The sequence below is a fragment of the Pseudomonas urmiensis genome (assembly GCF_014268815.2).
Lineage (GTDB): Bacteria > Pseudomonadota > Gammaproteobacteria > Pseudomonadales > Pseudomonadaceae > Aquipseudomonas > Aquipseudomonas urmiensis.
The window spans coordinates 2265656-2291655 of record NZ_JABWRE020000001.1; the positions used below are offsets into that span (position 1 = coordinate 2265656).

Annotated in this window: 19 protein-coding genes; 6 read left to right on the forward strand and 13 right to left on the reverse strand. The window is 64.5% G+C overall.

The features are described 5' to 3' along the window. Nucleotides 1-33: 33 nt before the first annotated feature. Both HU737_RS10010 and HU737_RS10015 read left to right on the forward strand, forming a co-directional pair. Nucleotides 34-1284, forward strand: coding sequence for a 3-deoxy-7-phosphoheptulonate synthase (locus HU737_RS10010; RefSeq protein ID WP_186554398.1), 1251 nt, complete (start codon nt 34-36; stop codon nt 1282-1284). A gap of 36 nt (nt 1285-1320) precedes the next feature. Next, nucleotides 1321-2517, forward strand: a complete 1197-nt coding sequence (locus HU737_RS10015; RefSeq protein WP_186554397.1) for an MFS transporter — start codon at nt 1321-1323, stop codon at nt 2515-2517. 3 nt (nt 2518-2520) lie between these two features. Here the strand turns inward: HU737_RS10015 and HU737_RS10020 are convergent, their stop codons facing one another. After that, a complete protein-coding gene (locus HU737_RS10020; RefSeq protein ID WP_186554396.1) occupies nt 2521-3660 on the reverse strand; it encodes a glycerate kinase in 1140 nt (379 codons plus the stop codon). A 179-nt stretch (nt 3661-3839) separates the two neighbouring features. Further along, nucleotides 3840-4937 carry a sugar diacid recognition domain-containing protein gene (locus HU737_RS10025; RefSeq protein WP_186554395.1) on the reverse strand — a complete coding sequence of 366 codons (1098 nt, stop codon included), beginning with the start codon at nt 4935-4937 and terminating at the stop codon, nt 3840-3842. A 162-nt stretch (nt 4938-5099) separates the two neighbouring features. Here HU737_RS10025 and HU737_RS10030 point away from each other — a divergent pair, with 162 nt between their 5' ends. The 3 genes from HU737_RS10030 to HU737_RS10040 all read left to right on the forward strand — a co-directional run bounded on the left by HU737_RS10030 (nt 5100) and on the right by HU737_RS10040 (nt 10201). Beyond that, nucleotides 5100-6428: an MFS transporter gene (locus HU737_RS10030; RefSeq protein ID WP_186554394.1), complete on the forward strand. Its 1329-nt coding sequence runs from the start codon at nt 5100-5102 to the stop codon at nt 6426-6428. Between the two features lie 138 nt (nt 6429-6566). Next, on the forward strand, nt 6567-8102 hold the full coding sequence (locus tag HU737_RS10035) for an FAD-dependent oxidoreductase (protein WP_186554393.1): 1536 nt from the start codon (nt 6567-6569) through the stop codon (nt 8100-8102). Between the two features lie 173 nt (nt 8103-8275). After that, nucleotides 8276-10201: a sigma-54-dependent Fis family transcriptional regulator gene (locus HU737_RS10040; RefSeq protein WP_186554392.1), complete on the forward strand. Its 1926-nt coding sequence runs from the start codon at nt 8276-8278 to the stop codon at nt 10199-10201. Between the two features lie 232 nt (nt 10202-10433). Here HU737_RS10040 and aldA read toward each other — a convergent pair whose 3' ends face one another. Together aldA and HU737_RS10050 are read right to left on the reverse strand one after the other, a co-directional pair. Next, complete coding sequence (gene aldA, locus HU737_RS10045; protein ID WP_186554391.1) at nt 10434-11867, reverse strand: aldehyde dehydrogenase; 1434 nt, start codon at nt 11865-11867, stop codon at nt 10434-10436. 7 nt (nt 11868-11874) lie between these two features. Further along, nucleotides 11875-14067: a PQQ-dependent dehydrogenase, methanol/ethanol family gene (locus HU737_RS10050; protein WP_186554390.1), complete on the reverse strand. Its 2193-nt coding sequence runs from the start codon at nt 14065-14067 to the stop codon at nt 11875-11877. Between the two features lie 302 nt (nt 14068-14369). Here HU737_RS10050 and HU737_RS10055 point away from each other — a divergent pair, with 302 nt between their 5' ends. Then, nucleotides 14370-15377: an aldo/keto reductase gene (locus HU737_RS10055; RefSeq protein WP_186554389.1), complete on the forward strand. Its 1008-nt coding sequence runs from the start codon at nt 14370-14372 to the stop codon at nt 15375-15377. Nucleotides 15378-15420: 43 nt separating this feature from the next. Here HU737_RS10055 and HU737_RS10060 read toward each other — a convergent pair whose 3' ends face one another. From HU737_RS10060 to HU737_RS10100, 9 genes are all read right to left on the reverse strand, one after another. After that, nucleotides 15421-17646, reverse strand: coding sequence for a PAS domain-containing hybrid sensor histidine kinase/response regulator (locus HU737_RS10060; protein WP_186554388.1), 2226 nt, complete (start codon nt 17644-17646; stop codon nt 15421-15423). Then, nucleotides 17576-18727, reverse strand: a complete 1152-nt coding sequence (gene nosP / locus HU737_RS10065; protein ID WP_186554387.1) for a nitric oxide-sensing protein NosP — start codon at nt 18725-18727, stop codon at nt 17576-17578. The genes HU737_RS10060 and nosP overlap by 71 nt, the downstream gene beginning before the upstream one ends. 149 nt (nt 18728-18876) lie before the next feature. Continuing rightward, complete coding sequence (locus HU737_RS10070; RefSeq protein WP_186554386.1) at nt 18877-19578, reverse strand: TraX family protein; 702 nt, start codon at nt 19576-19578, stop codon at nt 18877-18879. 2 nt (nt 19579-19580) lie between these two features. Next, the gene (locus HU737_RS10075) at nt 19581-20672 is read right to left on the reverse strand and encodes a metal-dependent hydrolase (RefSeq protein WP_186554385.1); all 1092 of its coding nucleotides are present in this window, start codon (nt 20670-20672) and stop codon (nt 19581-19583) included. Nucleotides 20673-20765: 93 nt separating this feature from the next. Continuing rightward, on the reverse strand, nt 20766-22016 hold the full coding sequence (locus HU737_RS10080; protein ID WP_186554384.1) for an OprD family porin: 1251 nt from the start codon (nt 22014-22016) through the stop codon (nt 20766-20768). Between the two features lie 74 nt (nt 22017-22090). Further along, nucleotides 22091-23293, reverse strand: coding sequence for a benzoate/H(+) symporter BenE family transporter (locus HU737_RS10085; RefSeq protein ID WP_186554383.1), 1203 nt, complete (start codon nt 23291-23293; stop codon nt 22091-22093). Nucleotides 23294-23588: 295 nt separating this feature from the next. Further along, a complete protein-coding gene (gene catA / locus HU737_RS10090; RefSeq protein ID WP_186554382.1) occupies nt 23589-24515 on the reverse strand; it encodes a catechol 1,2-dioxygenase in 927 nt (308 codons plus the stop codon). Nucleotides 24516-24555: 40 nt separating this feature from the next. Then, nucleotides 24556-24846: a muconolactone Delta-isomerase gene (catC, locus tag HU737_RS10095; protein ID WP_186554381.1), complete on the reverse strand. Its 291-nt coding sequence runs from the start codon at nt 24844-24846 to the stop codon at nt 24556-24558. A gap of 28 nt (nt 24847-24874) precedes the next feature. After that, complete coding sequence (locus HU737_RS10100) at nt 24875-25996, reverse strand: muconate cycloisomerase family protein (protein ID WP_186554380.1); 1122 nt, start codon at nt 25994-25996, stop codon at nt 24875-24877. Nucleotides 25997-26000: the final 4 nt, after the last annotated feature.

The following is a 26000-nucleotide window of genomic DNA, read 5'->3' on the forward strand; positions in this document are numbered from 1 at the left end:
ATTGAGCGACGATCATTCAGGGAGACACAGATCATGTTGAGCACATGCGCCCAGGTGCTGGACGGCCAGACGGCCTGGACACCCGATTCATGGCGCGAACATATCGCCGCCCAGCAACCCCACTATGCCGATGCCCAGGGCTTGCGCCAGGCCGCTACCCACCTGCGCCAAGCCGCCCCGCTGGTCAGTGCGCAATCAATCGATTTGCTCAAAACCCGCTTGGCTCAGGCGCAACAGGGCCGTGCCTTCGTCCTGCAAGGCGGCGACTGCGCCGAGGCCTTTGCCGACACCGACCCCGCTGCGCTCAAGCGCCTGCTGGTGCTGATGGAACACATGAGCCAGGCGCTGATGCCCGGCCTGCAACGGCCGGTGATCAAGATCGGCCGCTTGGCTGGGCAATATGCCAAACCGCGCTCCAGTGATATCGAGACCCATGGTGGCCTGAGCTTGCCGGTCTATCGCGGCGATATCGTCAACCAAGCCGAGTTCTGCCCGCAGGCACGCCGGGCTGATCCTGCCCGCTTGCTACAGGCCTACGCCCACTCCGCCAGTACCCTGGAGCATGCCCGGGCGATCCAGGCCATCATGCACAGCGACAACCTGGCCGAGCGAAGCCTGTTCATCTCCCATGAGGCCCTGCTGCTCGAATATGAGCAAAGCCTGACCCGCCAACAAGCCGATGGCCGCTGGCTCAACCAGTCCACCCACCTGCCCTGGATCGGCCTGCGCACCGCCCAGCCCGACGGCGCCCATGTGGAGTACCTGCGTGGGGTGGACAACCCGCTGGCGGTCAAGGTCGGTGCCGACACCACGGCCAGTGACCTGCTGCAGTTGGTCGAGCGCCTCAACCCGGGCAATCAGCCAGGCCGATTGACCCTGATCCACCGCATGGGCGCGCTGTTACTGGGGGAGCGTCTAGGTGCGCTGATCGATGCGCTAAAGCGCGCCGATGCCAAGGTGTTGTGGCTGTGCGACCCCATGCACGGCAACACCCGCACCCTGCCCTGCGCCACCAAGACCCGCGCCTTCGACGACATCCTCGCGGAAATCGCCATGGCCTTCCGGGTGCATGCCCGGCACGGTTCGATCCTCGGCGGCCTGCACCTGGAAATGACCGGCGAGGCGGTCACCGAATGCCTCGGCGGCCCCGCCGATCTGCAAGCGAGCGACCTCGGCCAGTGCTACCTGAGCAAGGTCGACCCACGCCTGAACGGTGAGCAAGCCCTGGAGCTGGCGCGGCGGGTCAGCCTTGATCGCCTCGCCTGCAACGCCGACATCCGTTAACCTTCTCCTTCACTCAAGGATGAGTCTGATACACCAATGCCTATCGTCATTTACGTTTTTTCGCTGTGCACTTTCGCATTTGGCCTGTCTGAATTCGTCGTCGCCGGTCTGGTCTCGGTCATGGCTGACGACCTTGGCAGCCCAATCACCGCAGTAGGTTCGGCGATTGCCGCGTATGCCTTGGGCGCTGCCATTGGCGCACCGATTCTCACTGCGCTGCTGGTGACCTGGCGCGATCGCGCGGTATTGCTGATGACCCTGGCGGTGCTCGGCCTGGGCAGTTTGCTGCTGGCTAAAGTCGATCAACTACTGGCGCTGTACCTGCTGCGCTTCCTGATTGGCCTGGCCCATGGGGTGTTCATGGCCGTTGCCTCCAACGTTGCAGTCAAACTGGTCGAGCCGGCGCGCGCCGGCCGCGCGCTGTCAGTGGTGTGGATCGGCCTGACCTTGTCGTTGGCGCTGGGTGTGCCGCTTGGCACCGTGCTGGGCAGCTTCTGGTCATGGCGGGTGATTTTTGTCGTGCTGGGTGGGCTGGGCTTGTTCAGCGTGATTGGGCTGCTGCGGCTGATGCCCAGCGAGGGCGCGCCCCAGACTGCCCCGCAGGGTGGGCCGATTGCCAGTCTGGCGGCAATCATGCACACCGCGCTGCTGTCGGCTGCGGGGATTGCCATGTTGGTCAGCGTGGCGGTGTTCTCATTCTTCACCTATGTGTCACCGTTTGTGCTGGAGGTGACCGAGGGAGGCGTGCAGCTGCTAGGGCTGGCGATGCTGATGTTCGGTGGCTGCACGATCCTTGGCAACCTGCTGGGCGGCTATGTCGCCGATCGCTACGACAGCACACGCTGCCTGATGGCTGCCCTGAGCTTGCTCGCCGCGAGCTTGGCGCTGCTGTACGTCGCCAAGCATTGCGCGTGGGCGGTGCTGGTATTGGTCGGCGTGCTCGGCGCGCTGTTCTTTGCCATTGTCACCCTGTCGACCTTGCGTCTGCTCAACCTGGCTAAAACCCTCGCACCCCATGCCACCGGCGTGGCCTCCGGCCTGAGCATCGCCGCGTTCAACCTCGGCACAGCAGTTGGGGGCGCCATTGGTGGCGGGTTGATCACTCACCTGGGCTTGGCCTACTTGCCCCTGGCCGGGGTTGGCGCGGCGCTGATCGCGCTGCTGGCACTGAGCGCGCAGGCGGCGCCTGATCCGGCACCCGCTGCGCACGCCGAACCGCAACGCCAGCGCTGATCTTCAGCCTTGGCGGGCGCAGCGCCACAGCCTGGCGATGTCACTGGCGCGTGCCCGCAGCAGCTCAGGTGCATTGGCACAGGCTTGCTCCAGGGTCATCGGGCCACTGGCCAAGGCAAAGGCTGCATCGATACCGTGGGCATACAGCTGCTGATAGCCCTCGCCCAAGGTGCCGGCGAGCACTACCACCGGCACGCCGTGGCGCTTGGCGACCCGGGCTACGCCCATTGGGGTTTTGCCGCGCAGGGTCTGCGCATCGAACCGGCCTTCACCGGTAATCAGCAGATCAGCCCCCTGGACCAGCGCATCCAGGCCGGCCAGCTCGGCCACCACTTCGACCCCAGGGCGGAAACGCGCGCCCATGAACGCCTTGGCCGCAAAGCCCATGCCGCCGGCTGCGCCACACCCTGGAAAGTCACGTACATCTTCACCCAAAAGTGGCGCACAGTGATCGGCAAAATGGCCCAAGGCCTGGTCCAGCGCCTGCACCTGCGCAGGGCTTGCGCCCTTCTGCGGGCCAAAGATGGCCGAGGCGCCGTTAGGCCCGCACAGCGGATTGTCGACGTCTGCCGCGACCTCGACCTGTACTTCGGCCAGACGCGGGTCGAGGCCGCTGGCGTCGATCCGCGCCAACTGCGCCAGGGCCAGGCCGCCCTCGGCGAGCGGTTGGCCGTTGCCATCCAATAGGCGCAGGCCAAGCGCACGCAGCATGCCGCTGCCGCCGTCGTTGGTGGCACTACCGCCGATGGCCAGGACGATCCGCCGCGCACCGGCCGCCAGGGCCGCCGCGATCAGCTCGCCAGTGCCCCAGGTGCTGCTGCTACAAGCATCGCGCTGACCGGTCGGGACCAGTTGCAGGCCGCTGGCCTGGGCCATTTCGATGATCGCGGTGCGGCTTTGCGCAAGCCAACCCCAGCCGGCTTCGACGCTCTCGCCCAGTGGGCCACGGACCTGTTGCCGGCGCAGTTCGCCCTGGCTTGCGGCCAGGATCGCCTCCATGGTGCCTTCGCCGCCGTCGGCCATGGGGCATTCAACGTAGTCGGCGTGCGGCCAGACCTCGGCCAGGCCGCTGGCAATGGCCCGGGCGACACCGGCAGCATCGAGGCTGTCCTTGAACGAATCGGGGGCGATAACGACTTTCATGGGGATTCTCCTGATCCAGATAGCCCGCATGCTGACAGTTGCGCCGCGCAGGGGCCTCGGTCGGATGCACAAAAGCCTGGCTGGGTTGTTTGGGCATATGCCTTTGCACGGGTGTTTGGGGTTGCTTGGGCTGGCCTCATCGCGGGGCAAGCCCGCTCCCACGATAATCAGCCGAGCTATTACTGCGCAGGTAACAATTGCAGTCCCAAGTACAAGCTCAGCATCCCTTCCAGACGCTGCGGGTCGACCTCGCTCAGCTCGGCGATGCGCTCCAGGCGGTAGCGCAGGCTATTGCGATGAATCCCCAGCGCCTCGGCACAGGCCTGGCTCTGCCCATCATGCGCGCACCAGGCGCGCAGGGTCGCCAGTAACTGGCCACTGGCATCCTTGGCGCGAATCCGCTGCAACGGCTCAAGCAGCTCATCCAAGGCATCATCGTTGCGGTGGCGCCAGAGCAGGGTCGGCAAGCGATAACGCGCCAGGCTCAGCAGCCGCTCGCCAGGCAAAACCTCGCGGCCATAGGCCAACAGGTCGCGTACTCGCCGATAGCCTTTGCGCAACTGCTCCAGGCTCTGCGCCGGTTGCCCCAGGGCCAGGCGCTGCACCTGCCAGCCGTGGCGTTGCAAACGCTCGAGCAAACGCTGCTCGTCCAATACCAGCCCGGCCGGCCGACACCACAGCAACGACTCGCGTGCGGGGCTGACGCACCAGCTGTCTGGGTAACGGCTCATCAGCCAGGCCGACAGTGCCTCGGCCGGTGGCCCAGAATGCAACTCGAACAGGCACGGCACCCGCGCCAGTTGTGGTTTCAGGCCTAACTGCTGGGCCTCGTCCAGCAACCGCGTGGAGTCGCCGCTACTGCCCAGCAGCAAGGCCAGCAGATCATCACAGCGCTGGCGCCGCCATTGCTGCTCGACTTGCAGGTGGCGCTGGGCAAGCAGCATCTCGGCGGTCATGCGCACCAATTCGCCGAAGGTGCGCAGTTGCTGCGGATCGCCAGTCAGGCCGAGCACGCCGATCAAGCGGCCATCGAGCATCAATGGCAGGTTCACCCCAGGTTGCACGCCCTTGAGGCACTTGGCGGCTTCACCGTCCAGCTCGACGATACGCCCGTTGGCCAGTACCAGCTGGGCGCCCTCGTGACGGGTATTGATCCGCTCCGGCTCGCCACTGCCCAGGATCAGGCCCTGGCTGTCCATGACGTTGACGTTGCACGGCAAGATGGCCATCGCCCGATCGACGATGTCCTGCGCCAGGTCATGGTCCAGTTCGAACATTCAACGATCCTTGCAGTGATAGGATTTGGGCCGCAGCACAGCAGCCAGCGCACCGACCTGTGCAAAAGCACAAAGACAGCCGCGCCGCGGTCCCCGAGACTCGTCAGGGCGAGCGCCGGCACAGGCGACGCGGCGACAACCATAACAACAGAGAACCCGATCATGGCACACAGCCCTGCCCCTGACCAAGGCCAAGACATCAGCCGCAACGCGCTCTACCGGCGCATCACCTTGCGGTTGATTCCGTTCATTTTCATCTGCTACCTGTTCAACTACCTGGACCGCGTCAACGTCGGCTTTGCCAAGCTGCAGATGCTCGACGCACTGAAATTCAGCGAAACCGTCTACGGCCTCGGCGCCGGGATCTTCTTCATCGGCTACGTGCTGTGCGGCCTGCCCAGCAACCTGGCGCTCAACCGCTTCGGCCCGCGGCGCTGGATCGCGGTGATGATGATCGCCTGGGGCAGCCTCTCGACCTGCCTGCTGTTCGTCACCACCCCCACCGAGTTCTACGCCCTGCGCCTGCTCACCGGCGCCGCCGAAGCTGGCTTCTTCCCAGGCGTGGTGCTGTACCTCTCGCGCTGGTTCCCGGCCGATCGGCGTGGGCGGATCATGGCCCTGTTCATGTCGGCGATTCCGGTTTCCGGCCTACTTGGCGGGCCGTTCTCCGGCTGGATCCTGGAACACTTCGCTGCCGGCCAACATGGCTTGGCAGGCTGGCAATGGATGTTCCTGATCCAGGGGCTGCCGACTGTGGTGCTGGGGATCCTGGCGATCAAGCTACTCAGCGATGGCTACCACAAAGCCGCCTGGCTGAGCCCGGCCGAACGTCAACTGATCGAAGCCGACCTCAAGGCCGATGCTGCCAGCAAGCCGGCCACCAGTGGCGACAGCGTGCTGTCAGTGTTGACCAATCCGCTGATCTGGACCTTCGGTTTCGTCTATTTCTGCATCCAGAGCGGGGTCTACGCGATCAACTTCTGGCTGCCATCGATCATCAAGAACATGGGCTTCGACAACCCGCTGCTGATCGGCTGGCTGAGTGCCATCCCGTACCTGCTGGCGGGCGTGTTCATGATCATCGTGGGCCGCTCGGCTGACCTGCGCAACGAGCGTCGCTGGCACTTGGTGGTGCCGATGCTGATGGGCGCTATCGGCCTGCTGATCGCGGTGAACTTCGCCGCCAACACGACCATCGCCATCCTTGGCCTGTCGATTGCCACCATGGGCGCGCTGACTGGCCTGCCGATGTTCTGGCCAATGCCTACCGCGCTGCTTAGCGCCGGTGCAGCCGTCGCGGGGCTGGCGATCATTAACTCGGTGGGGCAGATGGCCGGTTTTCTCAGCCCGTACCTGGTGGGCTTCATCAAGGACCAAACCGGTTCCACCGATGCCGCGCTGTACTCGCTGGCCGGCTTGATCGTGGTCGGCAGCCTGGTGGCCTTGCGCGTAACCCGTAGCGGTGCGCTGAAGGCCGCTCGCGCCAACTGAAGCGGTTTGCGGGCAAGTCGCTAACGACTTGCCCGCACACTTGCCGGTTTAGCCCCTGCCCCCGTCCAATCGTCAGTTCGCTGCACCCTCCTCCCGGCAAAGGCGTCCAATGACCCACAAGGTCCTTGGAGAACGCTCATGACCCAGCACGCCGTGGCCCGCCTAGAACAGCTCGAACTACAGCGCCCCCTGCGCGTACAGGTCGGCAGTGAAGAGGTGATCCTGCTCCGCCAGGGTGACCAGGTACACGCCTACCAGGCCAACTGCCCCCATGCCGGCGCACCGCTGGAAGAAGGCACGGTGTACGGCGGGCTGCTGATCTGCCCCTGGCACAAGGCCGCCTTCGCGGTGGATGAAGGCGCCGTCTGCGAGCCCCCCGCCCTGTGCGACCTGCGCCGTTACCCCACCCAGGTCAAAGGCGGTGAGGTCTGGGTCGACGACCAGCCGCTACCTGAAACCCAACCCCCGCGACACAGTGATGCGCGTTGCTTTGTGGTCATCGGTGCAGGCGCTGCGGGCTGCGCGGCCGTTGCCACCCTGCTCGGCCACGGTTTTGGCGGCCGCCTGGTGTGGATCGATCAAGAGCGCCACCCCGCCTACGATCGAACCTCGCTGAGCAAATTCGTCATTGCCGGCGAAATGTCGCCTGATGAAGTTCCAGCCTTGCTGGAGGCGGATGACCTGCGCCAAGGCCATCTGCAACGTGTGCACGGCAAGGTGCGTCTGCTCGATACCGGCAAACGCCAGGTGCTCCTCGCCGACGGCCAGCGCATCAACTATGACCACGCGCTGCTGGCCACCGGCGGCAAACCGCTGCGGCCCGATATCGCTGGGGTGCAATTGAGCGGTGTGTGCGTGTTGCGCTCGCGCGACGATGCCGCGCACCTGCTCGACAGCGCCGAGCCAGGCCAACCAGTGGTGATCGTCGGTGACGGTTTCATTGGCCTGGAAGCGGCCTCGGCCCTGCGCAAGTATGGGATGCAAGTGCATGTGGTGAGCCGTCACCACGTGCCATTGGCCAAGCAACTGGGCGAGCGGATTGGGCGCAGCATCCGCGAGCTGCACCAAAGAAAGGGCGTGATCTTCCATGGCCCGACCGAGGTTGAACGCATCGAGGGCAGCGACAAGGTCGAAGCCGTGCTGCTGGCCAATGGCGAACGCTTGCCGACCGCATTAGTCCTGCTGGGCACCGGGGTGAAACCGGCCACCACGTTCATCCAAGGTGTGCAGTTGGCTGACGACCATTCTTTGCGGGTAGACGCGCGCATGCTGGCTGCAGAGGGCCTGTGGGCCGCCGGCGACATCGCCACCTTCCCCCTCGCTGGCCAGCCAGTGCGCATCGAACACTGGCGCCTGGCCCAGCAGCACGGAGTGATCGCTGCGGCCAATATGCTTGGCGAGCGTAGCCGCTATGACGACGTGCCGTTCTTCTGGACCTATCAGCATGGGCGAACCTATGAAGTGCTCGGGCATGGCCGCAACTGGAATCGGATCGAGTATGTCGGCGAGCCGGAGCAAGGCGATTTCATTGCCTTGCAGTGTATCGATGACCAGGTCGAGGCCGTGATCGCCAAGGGTTACGGGCGGGCGATGGCGGTCTTGTCGCAGCGCATGAAGCGGCCTCTATCAAGCAAAGATGCGCGGGCGTTGATCGACGCTTGGCCGGAGGGTTGAGGTTGCCTGTACTGGCGCCATCGCGAGGCAAGCCCTCTCCCACACGATTGTTGTCGCGGGGTAACTACCAACACGCCCACTGCGCCCGTGCACCCTTGGCCACAACCAGCTATGGTTTCCCTCTAATCCGCCATTCGAAGCGGCCCCAGACAACGACAATACGGGAAGCGCCCATGCCCGCGCACACCGCTGACACCCGCGCCAGTGAACTGGCCGCCTTTATCGACTGCCATTTCGCCGAACGCGGCCTGGCGCCCGAGGCGCTGATTGCCGAGTCCTGGTACCGCAGTATCAACCAGCACCGCCTCGACCCTAGCCTGCGCCATGTCGACAATATCCTCAGCGCCGCCGAGATCCGCCAGCACCAAGCCCAGCACCAGGCTTACCTGAGCATCGCCGGCCAAGGTGTCAACGGCCTGGCCCGGCGCGTGGTCGACGCCGGTTTCGCGGTGCTGCTCAGCGATGCCGATGGCATCACCCTCGACGCCCGCCTGCCCCAGGACCCGCAACGCTATACCCGCGCCGGGTTGATCGTCGGGGCACGCTGGGACGAGTCGATCGCTGGCACCAACGGCATTGGCACTGCGTTGGCCTCGGAGCAGGCACTGACCATCCACCGCCAAGAGCACTTTCTGGCGGCCAATGCCCGGCTCAGTTGCTCGGTCTCACCGATTTTCGATGCGCAGAACCAGTTGCTCGGCTGCCTGAACGCCACTTGCCTGCACAACGAAGGCCCCAAGCAAGCCCAGCACCTGACCCTGCACCTGGTGATGCTGTATGCGCGGCTGATCGAAAACACCCATTTTCGCCAGTGCTACCGCGATCGCCTGACCCTGGCGCTCAAAGCGCATGACGACATTACTGATCTTGCCAACGAGCAGTTGCTCGCGCTGGACGAAGGCGGCCGGGTGATCGGCGCCAATCGCGCAGCGTTTCTCGCCCAGCCCGGCCAGTTGCTCGGCCAGCGCATCGAGCAGCTGTTGCCGGCCACCATCGATGAGCTGCTGGATCTCACTCGCGGTGGCGCACGCGGCACCCAGCTGCGCGCGCCGAACAGTGAGCACATCATCGAAGTGGGCCTGCGGGTGCCGGCAGGCTACGGCCAGCAGGCAAAACCCAGTCGGCCCGCTGCAGTGCCAAGCCATCCGGACCTTGAGCAACTGGCCGGTGGCGATGCCCAGCTGCAACAAGGCGTGCGCCGCCTGCGCAAGGTGCTGGACAAAGACATCTGCATCCTCATCACGGGCGAAACAGGCACCGGCAAAGAAGCCTTCGCCCGCGCTATCCACCAGGCCAGTCAGCGTCATGCCGGGCCTTTCGTCGCCCTCAACTGCGCGGCGATCCCCGAATCGTTGATCGAGAGCGAGCTGTTTGGCTATCGCAGCGGCAGCTTCACCGGCGCCAATCGCAAAGGCATGAAGGGCAAGCTGGAACTGGCCAATGGCGGCACGTTGTTCCTCGATGAGATTGGCGACATGCCCGCCCACTTGCAGACCCGCCTGCTGCGGGTGCTGGCCGAGCGCGAATTGCAGCCGTTGGGCGCCGAGACGGCTGTTGCCTTGGATATCCAGGTGGTGTCTGCAACGCACCAGGACCTCAGCGCAATGATTGGCGAGAAGCGTTTTCGCGAGGATCTGTACTATCGCTTGTGCGGGATGCGCGTGTGCTTGCCGGCGCTGCGCGAGCGCAGCGATCGTGGGCAGTTGATCGAACGGGTGTTGGCGCGCTTGGCGGGAGGCGCCAGGGTTCGTCTCAGTGACGAAGCTCGGCAGTGTCTTGAGGGATATGCTTGGCCGGGTAACGTACGCCAGTTGCTCAATACCCTGCGCTATGCGCTGGCTTTGGCCGAGGATGGGCTAATCGAGTGCGATTGCTTGCCAGAAGAGCTGTTCACCCCGCCAGCTGCGCGGGTAACGCCTGCCCTGGGGCTGCGCCTCGGCGACCAGGTCGGGGATGCCGAAGCCAGGCATCTGCTGGGTGTTCTGCGCAACGAGCGGTGGAATATCAGTTCGGCGGCCGAGGCGGCGGGTATTTCCCGATCGACCCTTTATCGCAAGATGAAACGCTACGGGATCGTACCGCCGAACCTGGTCGATTGACCGGGCCGGCCTCTTCGCGGGCAAGCCCGCTTCCACAGGGGCAGCGCGAATATTACCAATGGTGCTCGACGCTTTATCGCCAGTGAAACGCTACGGGATCGTACCGCCGAATCTGGTCGATTGACCGGGCCGGCCTCTTCGCGGGCAAGCCCGCTCCCACAGGGTCAGTACAAACCTTACGGCTGGCGCTGTGCCTGTGGGAGCGGGCTTGCCCGCGAAGAGGCCAGTAGGATCAGCCTTGGATATAGACCACCTGGGTACGGGTGTATTCATACAAGCCATGCTTGCCATCCGCCCCACCGATCCCCGATTTGCGCGTACCGGCGTGGAAGCCCTGCATGGCCTCGAAGTTCTCCCGATTGATATAGGTCTCGCCAAAATCAAGCTCGCGGCTGGCCTTGAGCGCTGCATTGAGGTCGCGGGTATAGATCGACGAGGTCAATCCGTACTCGCTGTCGTTGGCCAGTGCGATGGCCTGGTCAAGGTCGTCGATTACCTGGATCGGCAACACCGGGCCAAAAATCTCTTTGCGCATGATCTCCATGTCCGCCGCGCACCCGGCCAGCACCGTCGGCTGATAGTGGAAGCCCGCCCCCAGGTCCGCCACCTGCCCGCCCGTTACCAATTGAGCGCCCTGGCCAACGGCGGTACGCACCATCTGCGCGACCTTGTCCAGGCCGGCCTGGTTGACCAGTGGGCCCATGTCCAGATCACTGTCCTTGGATGGGTCGCCATAGCGGGTGGCAGCCATGGCATGGGCGACTTTGTCGATGAACGCATCGGCCACCCCGCGCTGCACATACACGCGCTCGGCGCAGTTGCATACCTGGCCGGTATTGATCACCCGTGAGGCAACGATGGCGCGCACTGCCAGGTCAAGGTCGGCGTCAGCCAGGACGATGGCCGGTGCCTTGCCGCCGAGCTCAAGGTTAAGCTTGGTGATGTTCGGCGCTGCCGCCGCCATGATCCGCGCACCCGTAGCCACGCTACCGGTGAAGCTGACCAGGTCGATACCGGCATGGCTGCTCAAACCCTGGCCGACACTGGCACCGCTGCCGCCGACCACGTTGAACACCCCAGCCGGCAAGTCGGTTTCAGCGACCAGCTTGGCGAATTCATAGCAGTTGATCGGCGTCTCCTCGCTCGGCTTGATGACGATGGTGTTGCCGGTCAGCAAGGCCGGCGCCATCTTGCGCGCGATAAGGAAGAAGGGAAAATTCCAGGGCAGGATCCCGGCCACCACGCCCAAGGGCTTGCGCAGCAGGAAGATGTGTTCGTTGACGCGGTCGCTGGTCAGTACCTCACCTTCCAGGCGGCGCGCCCATTCGGCCATGTAATCCAGGTAATCGGCGGTGAAGTTCACCTCTATCATGGCCAAGCCGGCAACCTTGCCCTGCTCCTGGGTGATTGTGCGGGCCAAGCGCTCGGCATTGGCGCGCACCTTGCTGGCGATCTGGCGCAGGTAGCCTGCGCGCTCGATTGCAGGCTTGGCTGCCCAACCCTTTTGCGCATGGCGAGCGGCGGCAATTGCCCGCTCGACCTGCTCGTTGGAAGATTCGGGCACCCTGGCCAGTAACTGGCCATTGGCCGGGTTGAACACCTCGATCAGTTGCTCACTGGCGACAAAGGCGTTGTCGATGTAGTTCTGATAAATCGCGTCGTGCATGGTCGTCTCACTCCTTGGGATTGTTGTCAGCCAGCGGCGTAGCGGCGCTTGGCTTGGCGCTGAAGCGCTGCCAGGCAGTGCCTTCGCCTTTGAGGTCATGGGCGCGCTTGATCAGGTATTGATGCACCTGCTCCACCTGCTCAGGTTTGAGCGCATCGGCGAACGACGGCATGCCATCGGGCACCCGGCCGCCATAGAGAATGCCGAGGAACATCTGGTGTTTTTCCGGCGTCAGCTTGCGCAAGTCCGGCAATACCCCGCCGCTCACTGCGTGAATGCCGTGGCACTGCGAGCAGTTACCGTCATACAGCGCAGCGCCGGCCGCCACGGTCTGCTCATCGGCGCTAAGCGCGGGCGGCTCAGGCGCGTCGGCCGGGGGTGGTGGTTCGCGCAGCACCGCGTTGCCACCAATCTTGTAGGTCAACACCTGGGAGAACGGCTGCACCCCGGCACGCAGCGACAGCGCGCCGGCGAAGGTCGAGAACGCTCCGCCCCAGCCGGCCATGAAGGTCACGTACTGTTCGCCGTCCACCGAATAGGTGATGGGTGCGGCCATCACCCCGCTGGCAGCGGGCGATTCCCAGAGTTTCTTGCCACTGTCGGCGGCATAGGCAATCACCCGGCCATCGGCGCTGCCCTCGAACACCAGGTTGCCGGCAGTGCTCAGGGTGCCGCCGTTGAAGATGGTGATGTAGGGCACTTCCCAGGCCGGCGCTTGCTTGACCGGGTCCCAGGCGATCAGCTTGCCCGACCAGGTCTTGGCCATGTCCAGCAGGCCATCCGGGCCTTCAGGCATCATCCCGGTACGCAGGCCGAGCTGATACACGCTCTTGAACGGGTTGCGCTTGGGCGCCTCGGGGATGTGCTCGTAGTAGGCCGACATGATGTGCGCCGGGATGTACACCAGCCCAGTGTTGGGGTTGTAGGACATCGGGTGCCAGTCATGCGCCCCCCAGAACGCTGGCGTCACCAGCTTGCGTTTGCCGTCTTTCCAGTAGGCGGCGGCCTGGTCATCGAAGATTGGCCGGCCGGTTTTCATGTCGATGCCCTTGGCCCAGTTCACCGGCACGATGTTCTTGGCCGATAACAGCTCACCGGTGGCCCGGTCGAGCACGTAGAAGAAGCCGTTTTTCGGGGCCTGCATCAGCACCTTGCGCTGCTGGCCGTTGATCGGCAGCTCGGCGAGGATCATGTGCTGGGTGGCGGTGAAGTCCCAGGCGTCGCCGGGGGTGGTCTGGTAGTGCCAGGCGTACTCGCCGGTATCGGCGTTGATCGCCACGATCGAAGACAAGAACAGGTTGTCGCCCTTGGCCTGGCTGCGCCATTTCGGGTCCCAGGTCGAGCCATTGCCAACGCCGATGTACAACAGGTTCAGCTCCGGGTCATAGGCAAACGAATCCCAGGCGGTACCGCCGCCGCCCTGTTCGACGAAGGCATCGCCGTGCCAGGTTTTGCTGGCAATCTCCATGGCCTTGTCTTCCGGCGGCAACTTGGGGTCGCCCGGCACGGTGAAGAAGCGCCAGGCCTGCTTGCCGGTCTCGGCGTCATAGGCGGTGACATAGCCACGCACGCCGAACTCGGCGCCACCGTTGCCGATCACCACCTTGCCGTTGACCACCCGCGGGGCGCCGGTGATGGTGTAGCTGCGCTTGTCGTCGTTGCGCGTGTCGACCGACCAGACGCGCTTGCCGGTCTTGGCATCGATCGCTTCCAGGCGCCCGTCCAGCACGCCGACATAGACCTTGCCCTGCCACACCGCCACGCCGCGGTTGACCGCATCGCAGCAGGCTTCGCCGGCGCGGTGGCGGTCCGATTGCGGGTCGTACTTCCACAACAGCTTGCCGTTGCGTGCATCCAAGGCGTAGACCACCGAGAACGGGCCAGTGGTGTACATCACCCCATCGACCACAATGGGCGTGGCTTCCACCCCACGATCGAGGTCGAGCTTGTAGCTCCAGGCCAGGCCCAGTTGGTTGACGTTGGCATCGGTGATGTTCTTCAGCGGGCTGTAGCGCTGCTCATCGTAGGTGCGGCCGTGGCTCATCCAGTTGCCGGGCTCCTTGTCGGCATCGATGATGCGCTGGCCGTCGACCTGGGCGGCATAGGCCGGGCTCAGGCAGGCCAGGGCGAACAAGGCGCAGCCTGCGGTGGTCATCAAGGCAGTGGGCAGGGGCCGGCGGTGCGGGCCTGATCGGGTCATCGGCGGATCTCCGTTTCTTGTTATTGGCGAAAGCTCAGGGCTGTCGACAACAGCAGGAGCAACGCCTGTGCCAGCGTTGCGCGATTGCCCTGAAACGCCGCGCCAGAGCGGTCGGTGTGTGAACCTTGAGCAGATCGCCCGCGACCACACTGAGCCATCGCTGACGCACCTGGCGCAGACCTGACACAGGTGTGTCATGCCCTTGGCCACAGTTGAAGCGTCAAGCCCAGCACCCTTTCAAAGCCTGCGGGATGTGTGTAAAACAATCCGATCACCCTGATGACCGGAAAAGGATCCAGCGCATGATCTACCGCCCTCTCGGCCGCAGCGGCCTGCAGGTTTCCGCCCTTACCCTGGGCAGCATGATGTTCGGCGAGCAGACCAGCACCGAAGATTCGCTGCGCATCATCGACAAGGCCTGGGACCAAGGCATCAACTTCATCGACACCGCCGACGTCTACAACGGTGGGCGCTCGGAGGAGATCGTCGGTGAGGCGGTGGCACGTCACCGCCAGGACTGGATCGTTGCCTCCAAGGCGGGCTTCGGCCCGGCAGAAGGTCTGCCCAACCGCAGCGGGCTGTCGCGCAAGCACCTGTTCAATGCCATCGAAGCGACCCTGACGCGGATGGGCACTGACTATCTGGACATCTACTACTTGCACCGCGAAGACCACAGGACGCCTCTTGAGGAGACTGTCCGGGCGATTGGCGAACTGCTGGCGCAGGGCAAGATCCGCTATTGGGGCGTTTCCAACTTCCGCGGTTGGCGCATCGCGCAAATCTGCAACGTGGCCGAGCGCCTAGGCGTGGCCAAGCCGGTGGTGAGCCAGCCGCTGTACAACATCGTCAATCGCCAGGCCGAGCCTGAGCAGTTGGCGGCTGCGGCTTTCCATGGCCTGGGCGTGGTGCCGTTCAGCCCGCTGGCGCGCGGCGTGCTCAGTGGCAAGTACGCTCCCGGTGCGCAGCCCGATGCCGGCAGCCGCGCCGGGCGCCAGGACAAGCGCATCATGGAAACCGAATGGCGCCAGGAATCGTTGAGCATTGCCCGCAAGATCCAGGCCTACACCGAGGCCAAGGGCGTGGGGATGGTCGAGTTCGCCATTGCCTGGGTACTGAACAACCAGCTGGTCAGCTCGGCTATCGTCGGCCCACGCACAGAGGCCCAGTGGGATACCTATGCCGGGGCGCTGCAGGTCAAGGTTACGGCAGAGGACGAAGCCTTCATCGATACGTTGGTGACGCCGGGGCATGCCTCAACGCCGGGGTTCAATGATGTGGCGCATTACGTCAGTGGGCGGATTGCCCGGTAGCTGCTCGGGGACCGCTGCAATGGCACGCGCAGCGGTCCCGGCTTTATACCTGCCCACCCAACAGATGACAGATAGCCGTTTTAAGCTTCATCGGCCTGACCGGCTTGTGCATCAAGGTATGGCCTAGCTCACGCACCTGCTGCTTGAGCTCATTGCTGTAGTTGGCGGTAATCATCAGCACCGCAATCGACCGATCGCGCCGCGCATTGATCGCAGCTACCGCCTCGATCCCGGTACGCTCATGATCCAGGTGATAATCGGCGATCAACAGCTCCACCCGCGCCCGCGCGACATTCACCTGCCGGGCCAAGTCCTCCTCGCTCAACGCCGTGGTCACCCTGCAGCCCCACTGCTGCAACAGGCTGCGCATCCCCTCGCAAATGGCCGCATCATTATCCAGCACCCAGATACGGACCCCCTGCAACGACTGCAACATGGGCATGTGCCCCACCAGCGTGTGCGCCTGGCGCGGCACGCGCCGGCAGCACGGCACCTCGATCGAGAACACCGAGCCCTTGCCGGGTTGCGAGCGTAACTGCACCGGGTGGCCAAGGATGCCGGCAATCTTGTCGACGATGGCCAAGCCACGGTCCTGATCGGGGCGCTGGGCCTCGCCACGCTTGAATTCCTGGAACACCTCGCCGCATTTGTCGGCGGCAATGCCGATTCCGGTATCCCACACCTCGATCGATACCTTGCGCCCACGCCGACGGCAGCCCAACAAGATCCGCCCTTTGGGCGTATAGCGGATGGCATTGCTGAGCAAGTTGCGCAAGATCCTCGCCAGCAACTGGACATCGCTGCGCACCCGCAAACGGCTGGGTACATAGGCCAGGCGCAAGCCTTCGCTGGCCGCCACCGTGGCGTATTCGGCGGCCAGGTTATCGAGCAAATCGCTCAGGGCGAAGCTGGCGACATCGGCGCGGATCACCCCGGCATCGAGCTTGGAGATATCCACCAACGTGCCCAACAGGTTCTCCACGCCATCGAGCGCATTGCTGACGTTGTGCACCAACGGCCCCACGCCCGGTTGCTCAAGCAAGGCGCTGGTGAACAGGCGCGCAGCGTTCAACGGCTGCAGCAGGTCGTGGCTGACCGCCGCGAGAAACTTGGTCTTGGACAGGTTGGCCTGCTCGGCCTCGGCCTTGGCTTCACGCAGGTTGGCTTCCATGCGCCGGCGCTGGTCGATTTCGCGCAGCAGTTGCTGGTTGAGGCAGGTCAGCTCGGCAGTGCGCTCATGCACCCGCAGCTCCAGGTGCTGATAGGCCTGGTGCAGCGCTTCGGCATGGGCATAGCGCTCGGTGATATCGGTGAAGGTATTGACGAAGCCGCCAGTAGGCAACGGATGGGTGCGGATTTCCAGCATGCGCCCATCGAACAGGCGCTGCTCCAGCTCATGGACCGGCTGGCCATGGTCATCGCGGCTGGCCGGCGTCAGCAGGGCCAGTTCACTGTCGGCAATCACATCGCAAAAGTGCCGGTGGCTGGCAATCGGCGCCAAGCCGCTGACCTCCAGAAACCTGCGGTTCCACAACTCCAGCACGCCTTCGGCATTGACCATGGCCAAGCCTTGCGACAGGTTGTCCACGGCGCGCTGGAGCAGGTACGACTTGTGCGCCAGGGCCTGCTCGCGGCGGTGATTCTCGCGCAGCTTGACCCGCGTGACATCGGTGAACAGCATCACCCGCCCGCCATCGCGGGTGGGCCGCTCGCTGACCTGCAGCCAGCGCTCATTGCGCAGCCGATACAGCGGTTGCTCGTCGATGCTTGCCCGCGGCTCCTCGCGCAACAGGCTGTGCATCAGGCGTTTGACCTCCACCAGGTGCATACCGCTGGCCACCCGTAGCCGGCTATTGGCCCATAGGGCCTTGAAGCGGCGATTGAACAACACCACGCGCAAGTCTGGATCGAACAGCACAAAGGCATCTGAGATGCTCTCGATAGCGTCCACCAGGCGCTGATGCGCGGTTTCAGCGCGCTGGTGAGCCTCGCTGAGCAACAGGTGGCTGGCCTTGAGTTCATGCAGCGCATGATTGAGCGCATCGGTGCGCTCGCGCACCTGTTCGGCCAACACCACTGAGTGCTGAAAGGCGGCAAAGGCATCATCGGGCCGCGCCGCGCCGGATTCGAGGCGCTCGATCAGCGCGGCGTTGATCCGCCTGAGCTTGGCGTTGTCCTTGTGTAGCTGGGCGATCTGCTCAGCTGGCAAGAGGCTCGCGGGGCCGTCCGATGGCAACGCCGGTGAAGGTCTGGTTGATGTGCATGCCATTGAACTGTTCCCCATAGGTGTTGAAACCCAGCACCTGCTGCTCCCGCAAGAACGCCCCAACCTCGGCCACACCGCCCTCGCCTTCCAGCTCCAGGCGGCGCAGCACGCAGTCGCAACCAATGGTCAGCAGCAACGGGCCAAGACGTTGCCGCAGCCCGGCAAACAACCCCTGCAAGTTGGCCAGCAACGGGCCCGGGCGCATGGCGGTGAGGACGATGCCATTCTCCACCGCACAGTAGAAACTCAGGCTACCGTCGTCATGCACCTGCTGGATGGCGCGCACGTAGTGCTTGTGGTTGATCCGCATCGCCAGCGGGTGGGCAGCGAACACGCGATGATCGAGCGCCGCTTGCGCCACACCGATCAGCTGCGCGTACTCCTGGGCGGCGGGCTCGGCGTTGAGTTCGTACACCCGGCGTAACTGGCGATCGGCACGGGTGACCACCAGCTTCTCCTGGCGAGGTTGGATGTGATCGGTACTGAACACCTCGAACTCAAGCCAGGTATTGACCAGCAGCAACACCGCCGCGCCGCTGTGAAAGGCGCCGTCGAAATACACATGGGTACGGCTCAGATGATTGTCATCGCCCGCCGAACCGCCAAATTGCGGGATATCACCCAACGCTGCGGCCAGGGCGGCGAGCACCACCTCTTCGCGGCTGGAAAGGCCATCGAACAGGGTCAGGGCAAAACTATGCCCCTTGATCGGCGCCAGGCTGTTGCCTCGGCACTCATCGACCAAGCGCGCCACCATTGCCTGGGCGTCCAGCAGGCTGAAACCGGGCATGGCTTCCACCAGGCCGGCGGCGATGGAGAAATAGCGCCGATCAAAACCCAGCGCGGTAATGCAGCCACGCCCGTAGCCCTCTGGGGTGAGCTCGCCAGCGCTGGTGCAGCCGACCAGGCGCACCTCGGCGAACTGCTTTTGCAATGCCGTAGCCAAGGCCGGCAGATCGTATTCGGCCGAACAGAAGAACAGCACCAAGCCCAGCTCGGCATGCAGCAACTGCTCGGCAAGCTCGCGCGCGGCCTGGGCGGCACTGCTGGCGCGCGAAAGTGCGCTGAGGACGCCTTCGCTCATGGTTCGGTTCCGTAGAGAGGGGAATGCCTTGGCGGCAGGATAGGCAAGCCAGGGGTTGGCTCGAATGCTACTTGGGTACTGGGTAGGGGTGGCATTGGTTGTACATATTCAAGACCCGGTCGCCGCGATCAGGCCCGTCAGCGTAACGGTCACAGCACCCCCTGCAACAGTTTGATCGCCAGCAGGTGCAGCGGATAGAACAGATAACCCCAGCGGCCGACACGCGGCACACGCCTGTAATCCTGGCCCAGCAACCAATACCCTGACGGGATCGACAAGGCGGCCACGCTCATGATCAGCACGGAAACCGGCAACAGCGGGTGCTCGCGCAACCAGCTGTTGGTCAGATTGCCAGCAACGGCCAGGGCGCACGGCAGCAGCCAGGTTGCGCCCCTACGGCTTCTGGCAACGACGACCGCAGCCGGCAGTAATACGCCCGGCAGGCCATACATCAGCTGATCGCTGTATACAGCGGCGAACAGTGCCGCGCCTGCCGCAAGCCAACGCGCTGCCGATGGGCGGTGATGTACGCCCCAGGCGACCAGCAGGCCTAGGGTCAGCGTAGGGATCACGTTGAACGTCGTCGAGCCGTTGTCCAGCCACCGGTACGGCGCCTCGGAAACTACCAAGAACACCAGCAACCAACCCAGATACCGGGCACTTGTGGCGCTCGGCCAGGCAAGCGGATGGCTGCGCCCAACGTTGATGGCCAAGGCCAGTGCAAACAACGGAAACGCCAGCCGGCCAACGATGAACAGGCCGTCAGCCTGCGGCCACAGGTAACGCAGGTGGTCGGCGACCATGGTCAAGATCGCCAGCCACTTGACCAGGTCCAACCCGGCCGAGCGCATGCTCAGCGGCCAGGCTCGGGCGCTGCGGCATGGCCCAGGTACTTGGCGGTCCAGGCCGCCAGCGGCAGCGGTGGCTGCTGATCGAAGATGCGTCGCCAGATCAGCGCCAGGTCATGCCCATTGAACATCGAATTGGGCGCCGTGCCCGACCACGCCGACGGCGTGCCGACGATCCACTGCCCGTGCCCATCGCGGCGGGCCATCTGGAAGCGGAAGGTGTAGTTGCCCGGGATACCCATGCGCAAATCGGTCACCACCAGCGCATCGCCAACCACGTCATAGCGCAACCAGTCGCCGGTGAACCAGCGCAGGCGCTCGTGCAAGGGGGCGCCTTGCAGGGGCTTGGCCGCTTCCAGGTTGAGCGACTGGCGGAGCATTTCCGGGGGCTGGCGATCGAACGCGCTGCTGACGCCTTCGTAGTAATGGCCGTCCGCGGTCTTGGCCATTACCCGCCAGACCAGGCTGTTGAACGCGATAGGCACTGCACGCACCTCGCTTACGGCGATGCCCTGCTGGTCCAGTGCGGCCTGAAAGCGCGCCTCTGCGGCCATGCGACTGGCCAGGCCCAAGCCCAGGTAGGCGGTAGTCAACAGCAGCGTAGCCGTGAGCAGTGTAGTTGCCCTGCCCTGCAAGCCCTTGAACCCGGCGATCAGCACCACTGCCAACAATGGCAAGGTGTAGACCGGGTCGATGATGAACACCGCCGCCCAGCTTTCGGGGGTGAAATGCAGCGGCCAGAACAGCTGGGTGCCATACACGGTGAAGGCGTCGAGCACGGGGTGGGTGATCAGTACCAGCCAGAACGCCAGGAACAACCGTGGCCAGCGATAGCCTTTTTGCGGCCAGTAGCGCTGGCCAAGCCAACTCACCAGCCAGGCCAGCAGTAGTGCGAGGCCGGTGAGGACGAACACGGAATGGGAAAAGCCCCGGTGGTAGGTCATCTGCGACACCGGGTCGGCGTAGCGGATGATCACATCCAGGTCAGGCAAGGTGCCCAGGGCGGCGCCATAAAGCAGCGAGCGCCGGCCCTGGATGCGGCCGAGCACGCTGCCCTGCAGCGCGGCGCCGAGCACGGCTTGGGTGATTGAGTCCAAGGAAACGATCTCAAGTAGGTGGTTTGGGCAACCTACCTGCATCCTGTTCGACAGTGCAAATGCAATCGGCGTCCACGCCGAGCGTTGAACACTTCAGAACAACTGCCAGGTGTACACCAGGATCAGCCGATTCTCGTCGATATCGCTGCGATAGTTGGACCGCGCCATGGCGTTGCGCACGCGGATCCCCAGGCCCTTGAGCACGCCGCTTTGTACCGCGTAACCAATGTCCAGGTCGCGTTCGCGGTCCTTGCCCTCATAGCCCAGGCCGGTATCGACATTGTTACCGGTGATGTAGCGCACGGTCGCGGTCAACCCCGGAATGCCCATGGCGGCGAAGTTGTAGTCGTAGCGCAGTTGGTAGGAGCGTTCATCGGTGTAGGCGAACTCGTAGGTGGGCACCTCGTTGCCCAGCGGGGTGATGTTGGCGAACACCCGTGGGAATGGGCTGTCGCCATAGATGCCCTGATAGCCGACGTGGAAACTATGCCCGCCATGCTTGGCCGTCAGCAGCGAGAAAAACGCCTGGTTATCGATCCGGCCGAGCAAGGCGTCGCCGTCCTCGCGGGCGGTGAAGTAACCCAGGTTGGCGCTGAGCAGCCAGTCGCCCACGGGCGTGTTGTGCTTGAGGCCGACGAAGCCCTGCTGGTAGATGTCCTGCAACTGGCCATACCAGAGGCTGGCGGAGGTCTGGTTGGCATTGAAGGCATAGTCGCCGCCCAGGTAGTTGAAGGCGTCGCTGGCGGCCTGACGCATCGGCACATGGCCGAGCATGGCATTGAGCTTGTCGTCACCGCCTTCGTTGCGCAGGTGAGTGGACGACAGATGCCCTGCCTGCAAGGTCAGGCCAGCGAGTTCGGCAGAGTTGAGGCTCACGCCCTGGTAGGTCGGCGGCAGCAAGCGGATATCGCTGAAGGTCAGCACTGGCAGGTTGGGTTGCAATTCACCGACACGCAGCTCGGTTTTCGAGACGCGGGCCTTGAAGGTCGGTGCCAGGCGGCTGTACTCCCCCGCCGCACGGCCATCGCCATGCACCGGCAACAGGCCGGTGTTGACCCGGTCGGGGCTGCTGTCCAGGCGGATGCCGAGCAAGCCCAAGGCGTCCACCCCAAAACCTACCGGGCCTGGGGTGTAGCCTGATTTGAAGTCGAGGATAAAGCCTTGGGCCCATTCCTCGGCCTTGGATTGCGGGTTGGCGCCGACGATATCGGAGAAATCCCGGCTGAAATAGTAATTGCGGGCGCTGAGGCTGGCCTTGGCGTCTTCGAAAAATCCGCCTTCAGCGGCCAGCAGTGGTTGGCTGAGCAAGCTGATGCCCAGGGCGACACAAGGGGTATGGTTCATTGCGAAGCTCTCTATGATCTTGTTGTTATGGGTAAAGCGCTGCAATTACGGGGTTGTGCGTGCACAGGCTCCTTTCAGGGGCTACGGCGCAGGGCCGCGCCAGGTTGTCGTGGCCGGCCAATCGCCAGCAGCGCATGGGCGCCAAGGCCGAACAGCAGCCCCCAGAACGCCGCCGACAAACCGAGGAACGACACCCCGGATGCCGTTACCAAGAAGGTAAACAGCCCAGCATCACGCTCCTGCGGCTCGGCCAGGCTGCGCGCCAGGGCTTCGCTGATCGCGCCGTACAGGGCAAGCCCGGCCAGAGCGGCGATCAAGGCGGCGGGGAATGCGGCGAACAACGACATCAGGGTCGCCCCGGCAATGCCCAGCAGCAGGTACAGGGCGCTGCCCGAAAGCGCCGCGATATAGCGCCGGCGCGGGTTTTCGTGCGCTTCGCGGCCGGTGCACAGGCTGGCGGGGACGGCCGCCAGGTTGAGCCCGTGGCACGCGAATGGGGCAAGCACAAGCCCGCCCACTGCGCTGGCCGTGATCAGGGGGCTGGCCGGCGTCGGGTAGCCGGCGTTACGCAGCACGGCCATGCCCGGCATGAACTGCCCGGTCAAGGCCACCAGCACCATCGGCACCGCCAGGCTGAACAGGGCAGACAAACTGAAGTGCGGCGTGATGAATTGCGGCGAGGCCAACTCGAGCACCAGCGCTTCACTGCGCAGTTGGCCGCTCAATAGCGTGACCGCGGCGCCGACGCACAGCACAGCGGCCACGGCGTAGCGTGGTTGCAGCCGGCGCATCAGCAGGTACGTGACGAACATCGCCAGGACCAATGCGGGCTGTACCGGCAAGGCGCGGAATACTTCGATGCCGAAACTGAACAGGATACCGGCCTGCATGCCGGCGGCAATCGAGCCGGGCAGACGCGCGATCAGCCGGTCGAAAGCGCCACTGACACCGATCAGCAGCAGGATCAGGTTGGCGAGCAGGTAGGCGCCGATGGCCTGCTCCAGGCCAAGCTGTGGCAAGGCGGTGACCAGCAGTGCCGAGCCTGGGATCGACCAGGCGATGACCACGGGCACGCGATAGCGCAGGCTGAGTAGCGCACCGAGCACGGCGCTGCCCATGGACACCGCCCAGACCCAGGAAGACAACTGGGCGTGGGTCAAGTCGGCGGCCTCGGCGGCATGGAAGATGATCACCAGCGGGCCGGCATAGGAGATCATCGTCGCGATCAGGCCAGCAACGATGGCAGACAGTGAGCAATCCTTGAACAGGTCTTTCATGTGACCTCTGGCAAGACATCGGGCCGGCCTGGTGGCTGGCTCTTGTTTTTGTATAGGGATGCAAGGGCTACGCCCTTGATCGCGGGGCAAGCCCGCTCCCACGCCAATCTGCTGCCACACATCGGCGTGGGAGCCATCGGCCGGCCTGGGTGACCGGCTCTGGTTTTTGTAGAGGGGGCAAGGGCTACGCCCTTGATCGCGGGGCAAGCCCGCTCCCACGCCAATCTGCTCCCACGCAAACGGGCTTGGCTGCAAGCAGGCCGGCGTGGGAGCGGGCTTGCCCCGCGATTGCCCCTTAGGCCTGCTGCAACGCCCGCGGCCGGCCACTGCGCTGTTCGGCGTCACTGTCCGGGGCCTTTTGCAGCTGGAAGTCGAACTTGAGCTCGGCATAGCGCCCGGCCACACCCCGTGCGCCGTCCTCGCGGAACTCGACCTCACCGACCAGCCCATCACGGGTGGCATAGGCGAAGTCGTCCCACAGGTACTTGTCCCCGGCCAGGTTGATCTGGGTGGTCAGGTGCCGGTGGCCAGGCGCCGAGATGAAGAAGTGCACATGCGCCGGACGCTGGCCGTGCCGCCCCAGCAGATCCAGGCACTCCTGGGTCGGCCCCTGCGGATCGCAACCATAGCCGGAGGGCACGATGGAACGCGCGCGGTAGCGCCCTTCAGCGTCCGTGACGATGCGTCGGCGCAGGTTGTACTCGGACTGGCTCTGATCGAAGAACGAATAGGTGCCACGGGTATTGGCATGCCACAGGTCAACCGTAGCCCCGGCCAGCGGCTGGCCGTTGGGGTCGAGCACCTGGCCTTCGAGGAACATCACCGTGGCCACGCCCTCCTCGCTGCCGTCATCCATGCGCACCTGGCCTTCGGCAAGCGGCGCACCGGCCACATACAACGGGCCTTCAATGGTCCGTGGAGTGCCGCCGGTGAGGCCAGCCTCGGCGTCCTTGGCGTCTTGCAGCAGGTCGAGGAAGTGCTCCAGGCCCAGCCCCGCCACCAGCAGCCCGGCTTCACCGCGCCCGCCCAGCCGATTGAGGTAGTCGACGGCCTGCCAGAACTCGTCTTCGCTGATCTGCAGGTCCTCGATCAGCTTGGCGCTGTCGTGCAGCACGCGCTGGATGATGCGCTTGAGGCGCGGGCTGCCTTGGTCATTGGTAAAACCGGCAGCCTGCTCGAAGAACTTCTGGATGTCAGCAGTGTGGGAAATCTTCACGGTCATGATTGCGTACCTCTGTTGTTCTTGTGCGAGTCGGTGGAAATCAGCGGTCGTCGGCATGCACCGACGAGGGGTGGCGACACAGGCCGTTGACCTCGATGTCCATGTAGGGGAACAGCGGCAGCTGCATCAGCGTGTCGTGCAACGCCTCGACACTGGGCACATCGAACACGCTGTAGTTGGCGTAATGCCCGGCGATGCGCCACAGGTGGCGCCAGGTGCCGTCGCGTTGCAGGCGCTGGGCCAGCTCCTTCTCGTCGGCCTTGAGCTGGGCGGCTTTGGCCGGGGCCATATCGGGCGGCAGTTTCACGGTCATCTTCACGTGGAACAGCATGGGCAGTTCTCCTTCGATCAAGTCAGGTTCAGCGGCGGGCGAAGCGCGTCAGGCGCGCTTCATCCAGGTTCAGGCCCAGGCCCGGGCTGCGTGGCACGTGCAGCTGGAAGTCGTGGTAGCGCGGCGGCTCGGTGACGATGTCCTCGGTCAGCAGCAGCGGGCCGAACAGCTCGGTGCCCCAGGTCAGCTGGCGCAGGGTGAGGAAGGCGTGGGCCGAGGCCAGGGTGCCGATGGCACCTTCGAGCATGGTTCCGCCGTACAGGGCGATGCCGGCCGCCTCGGCGATCTGCGCGGTGCGCAGCACGGCACGGGGGCCGCCGTTCTTGGCGATCTTCAGGGCGAAGATGCTGGCGGCGCCGTCGGCGGCGAGGCTGAAGGCATCCTCGACGCTTTCGATCGACTCATCGGCCATGATCGGCGCCGGGCTGCGTTGGTTCAGGCGGATCTGCCCGCCACGGTTGATGCGCGAGATCGGCTGTTCGATCAGGTCGATGCCGTTGTCGCCCAGCACCTGGCAGGCGCGGATGGCTTGCGACTCGTCCCAATACTGATTGACGTCGACGCGTACGCTGGCGCGCTCGCCCAGCTCGCGCTTGATCGCCACCACGTGCTTGAGGTCCTGCTCCAGCGGGTTGGCGCCGATCTTCAGCTTGAACAGGCGATGCCGGCGAATGTCCAGCATGTGCTCAGCCTCAGCGATGTCACGGCTGGTATCACCGCTGGCCAAGGTCCAGGCCACTTCCAGGCTGTCGCGCACGCGGCCGCCGAGCAGCTCACTGACGGCCAGGCCCAGGCGCTTGCCCTGGGCATCGAGCAGTGCGCTTTCGATCCCGCACTTGGCGAAGGTGTTGCCCTTGGCCAACTTGTCCAGCTTGAGCATCGCAGCATTGATGTTGTCCGCCGCCAGGCCGATCAACGCTGGCGCCAGGTGCGCATCGATGTTGGCCTTGATCCCTTCCGGGCTTTCGTAGCCGTAGGCCAGGCCGCCAATGGTGGTGGCCTCGCCGATGCCCTCGACGCCGTCGCTGCAACGCAGGCGCAGCACCACCAGGGTCTGCTGCTGCATGGTGTGCATGGCCAGCTTGTGCGGGCGGATGGTCGGCAGGTCGACGATAATCGCCTCCAGCCGTTCGATAGTCGGGCTTGTCATGCAA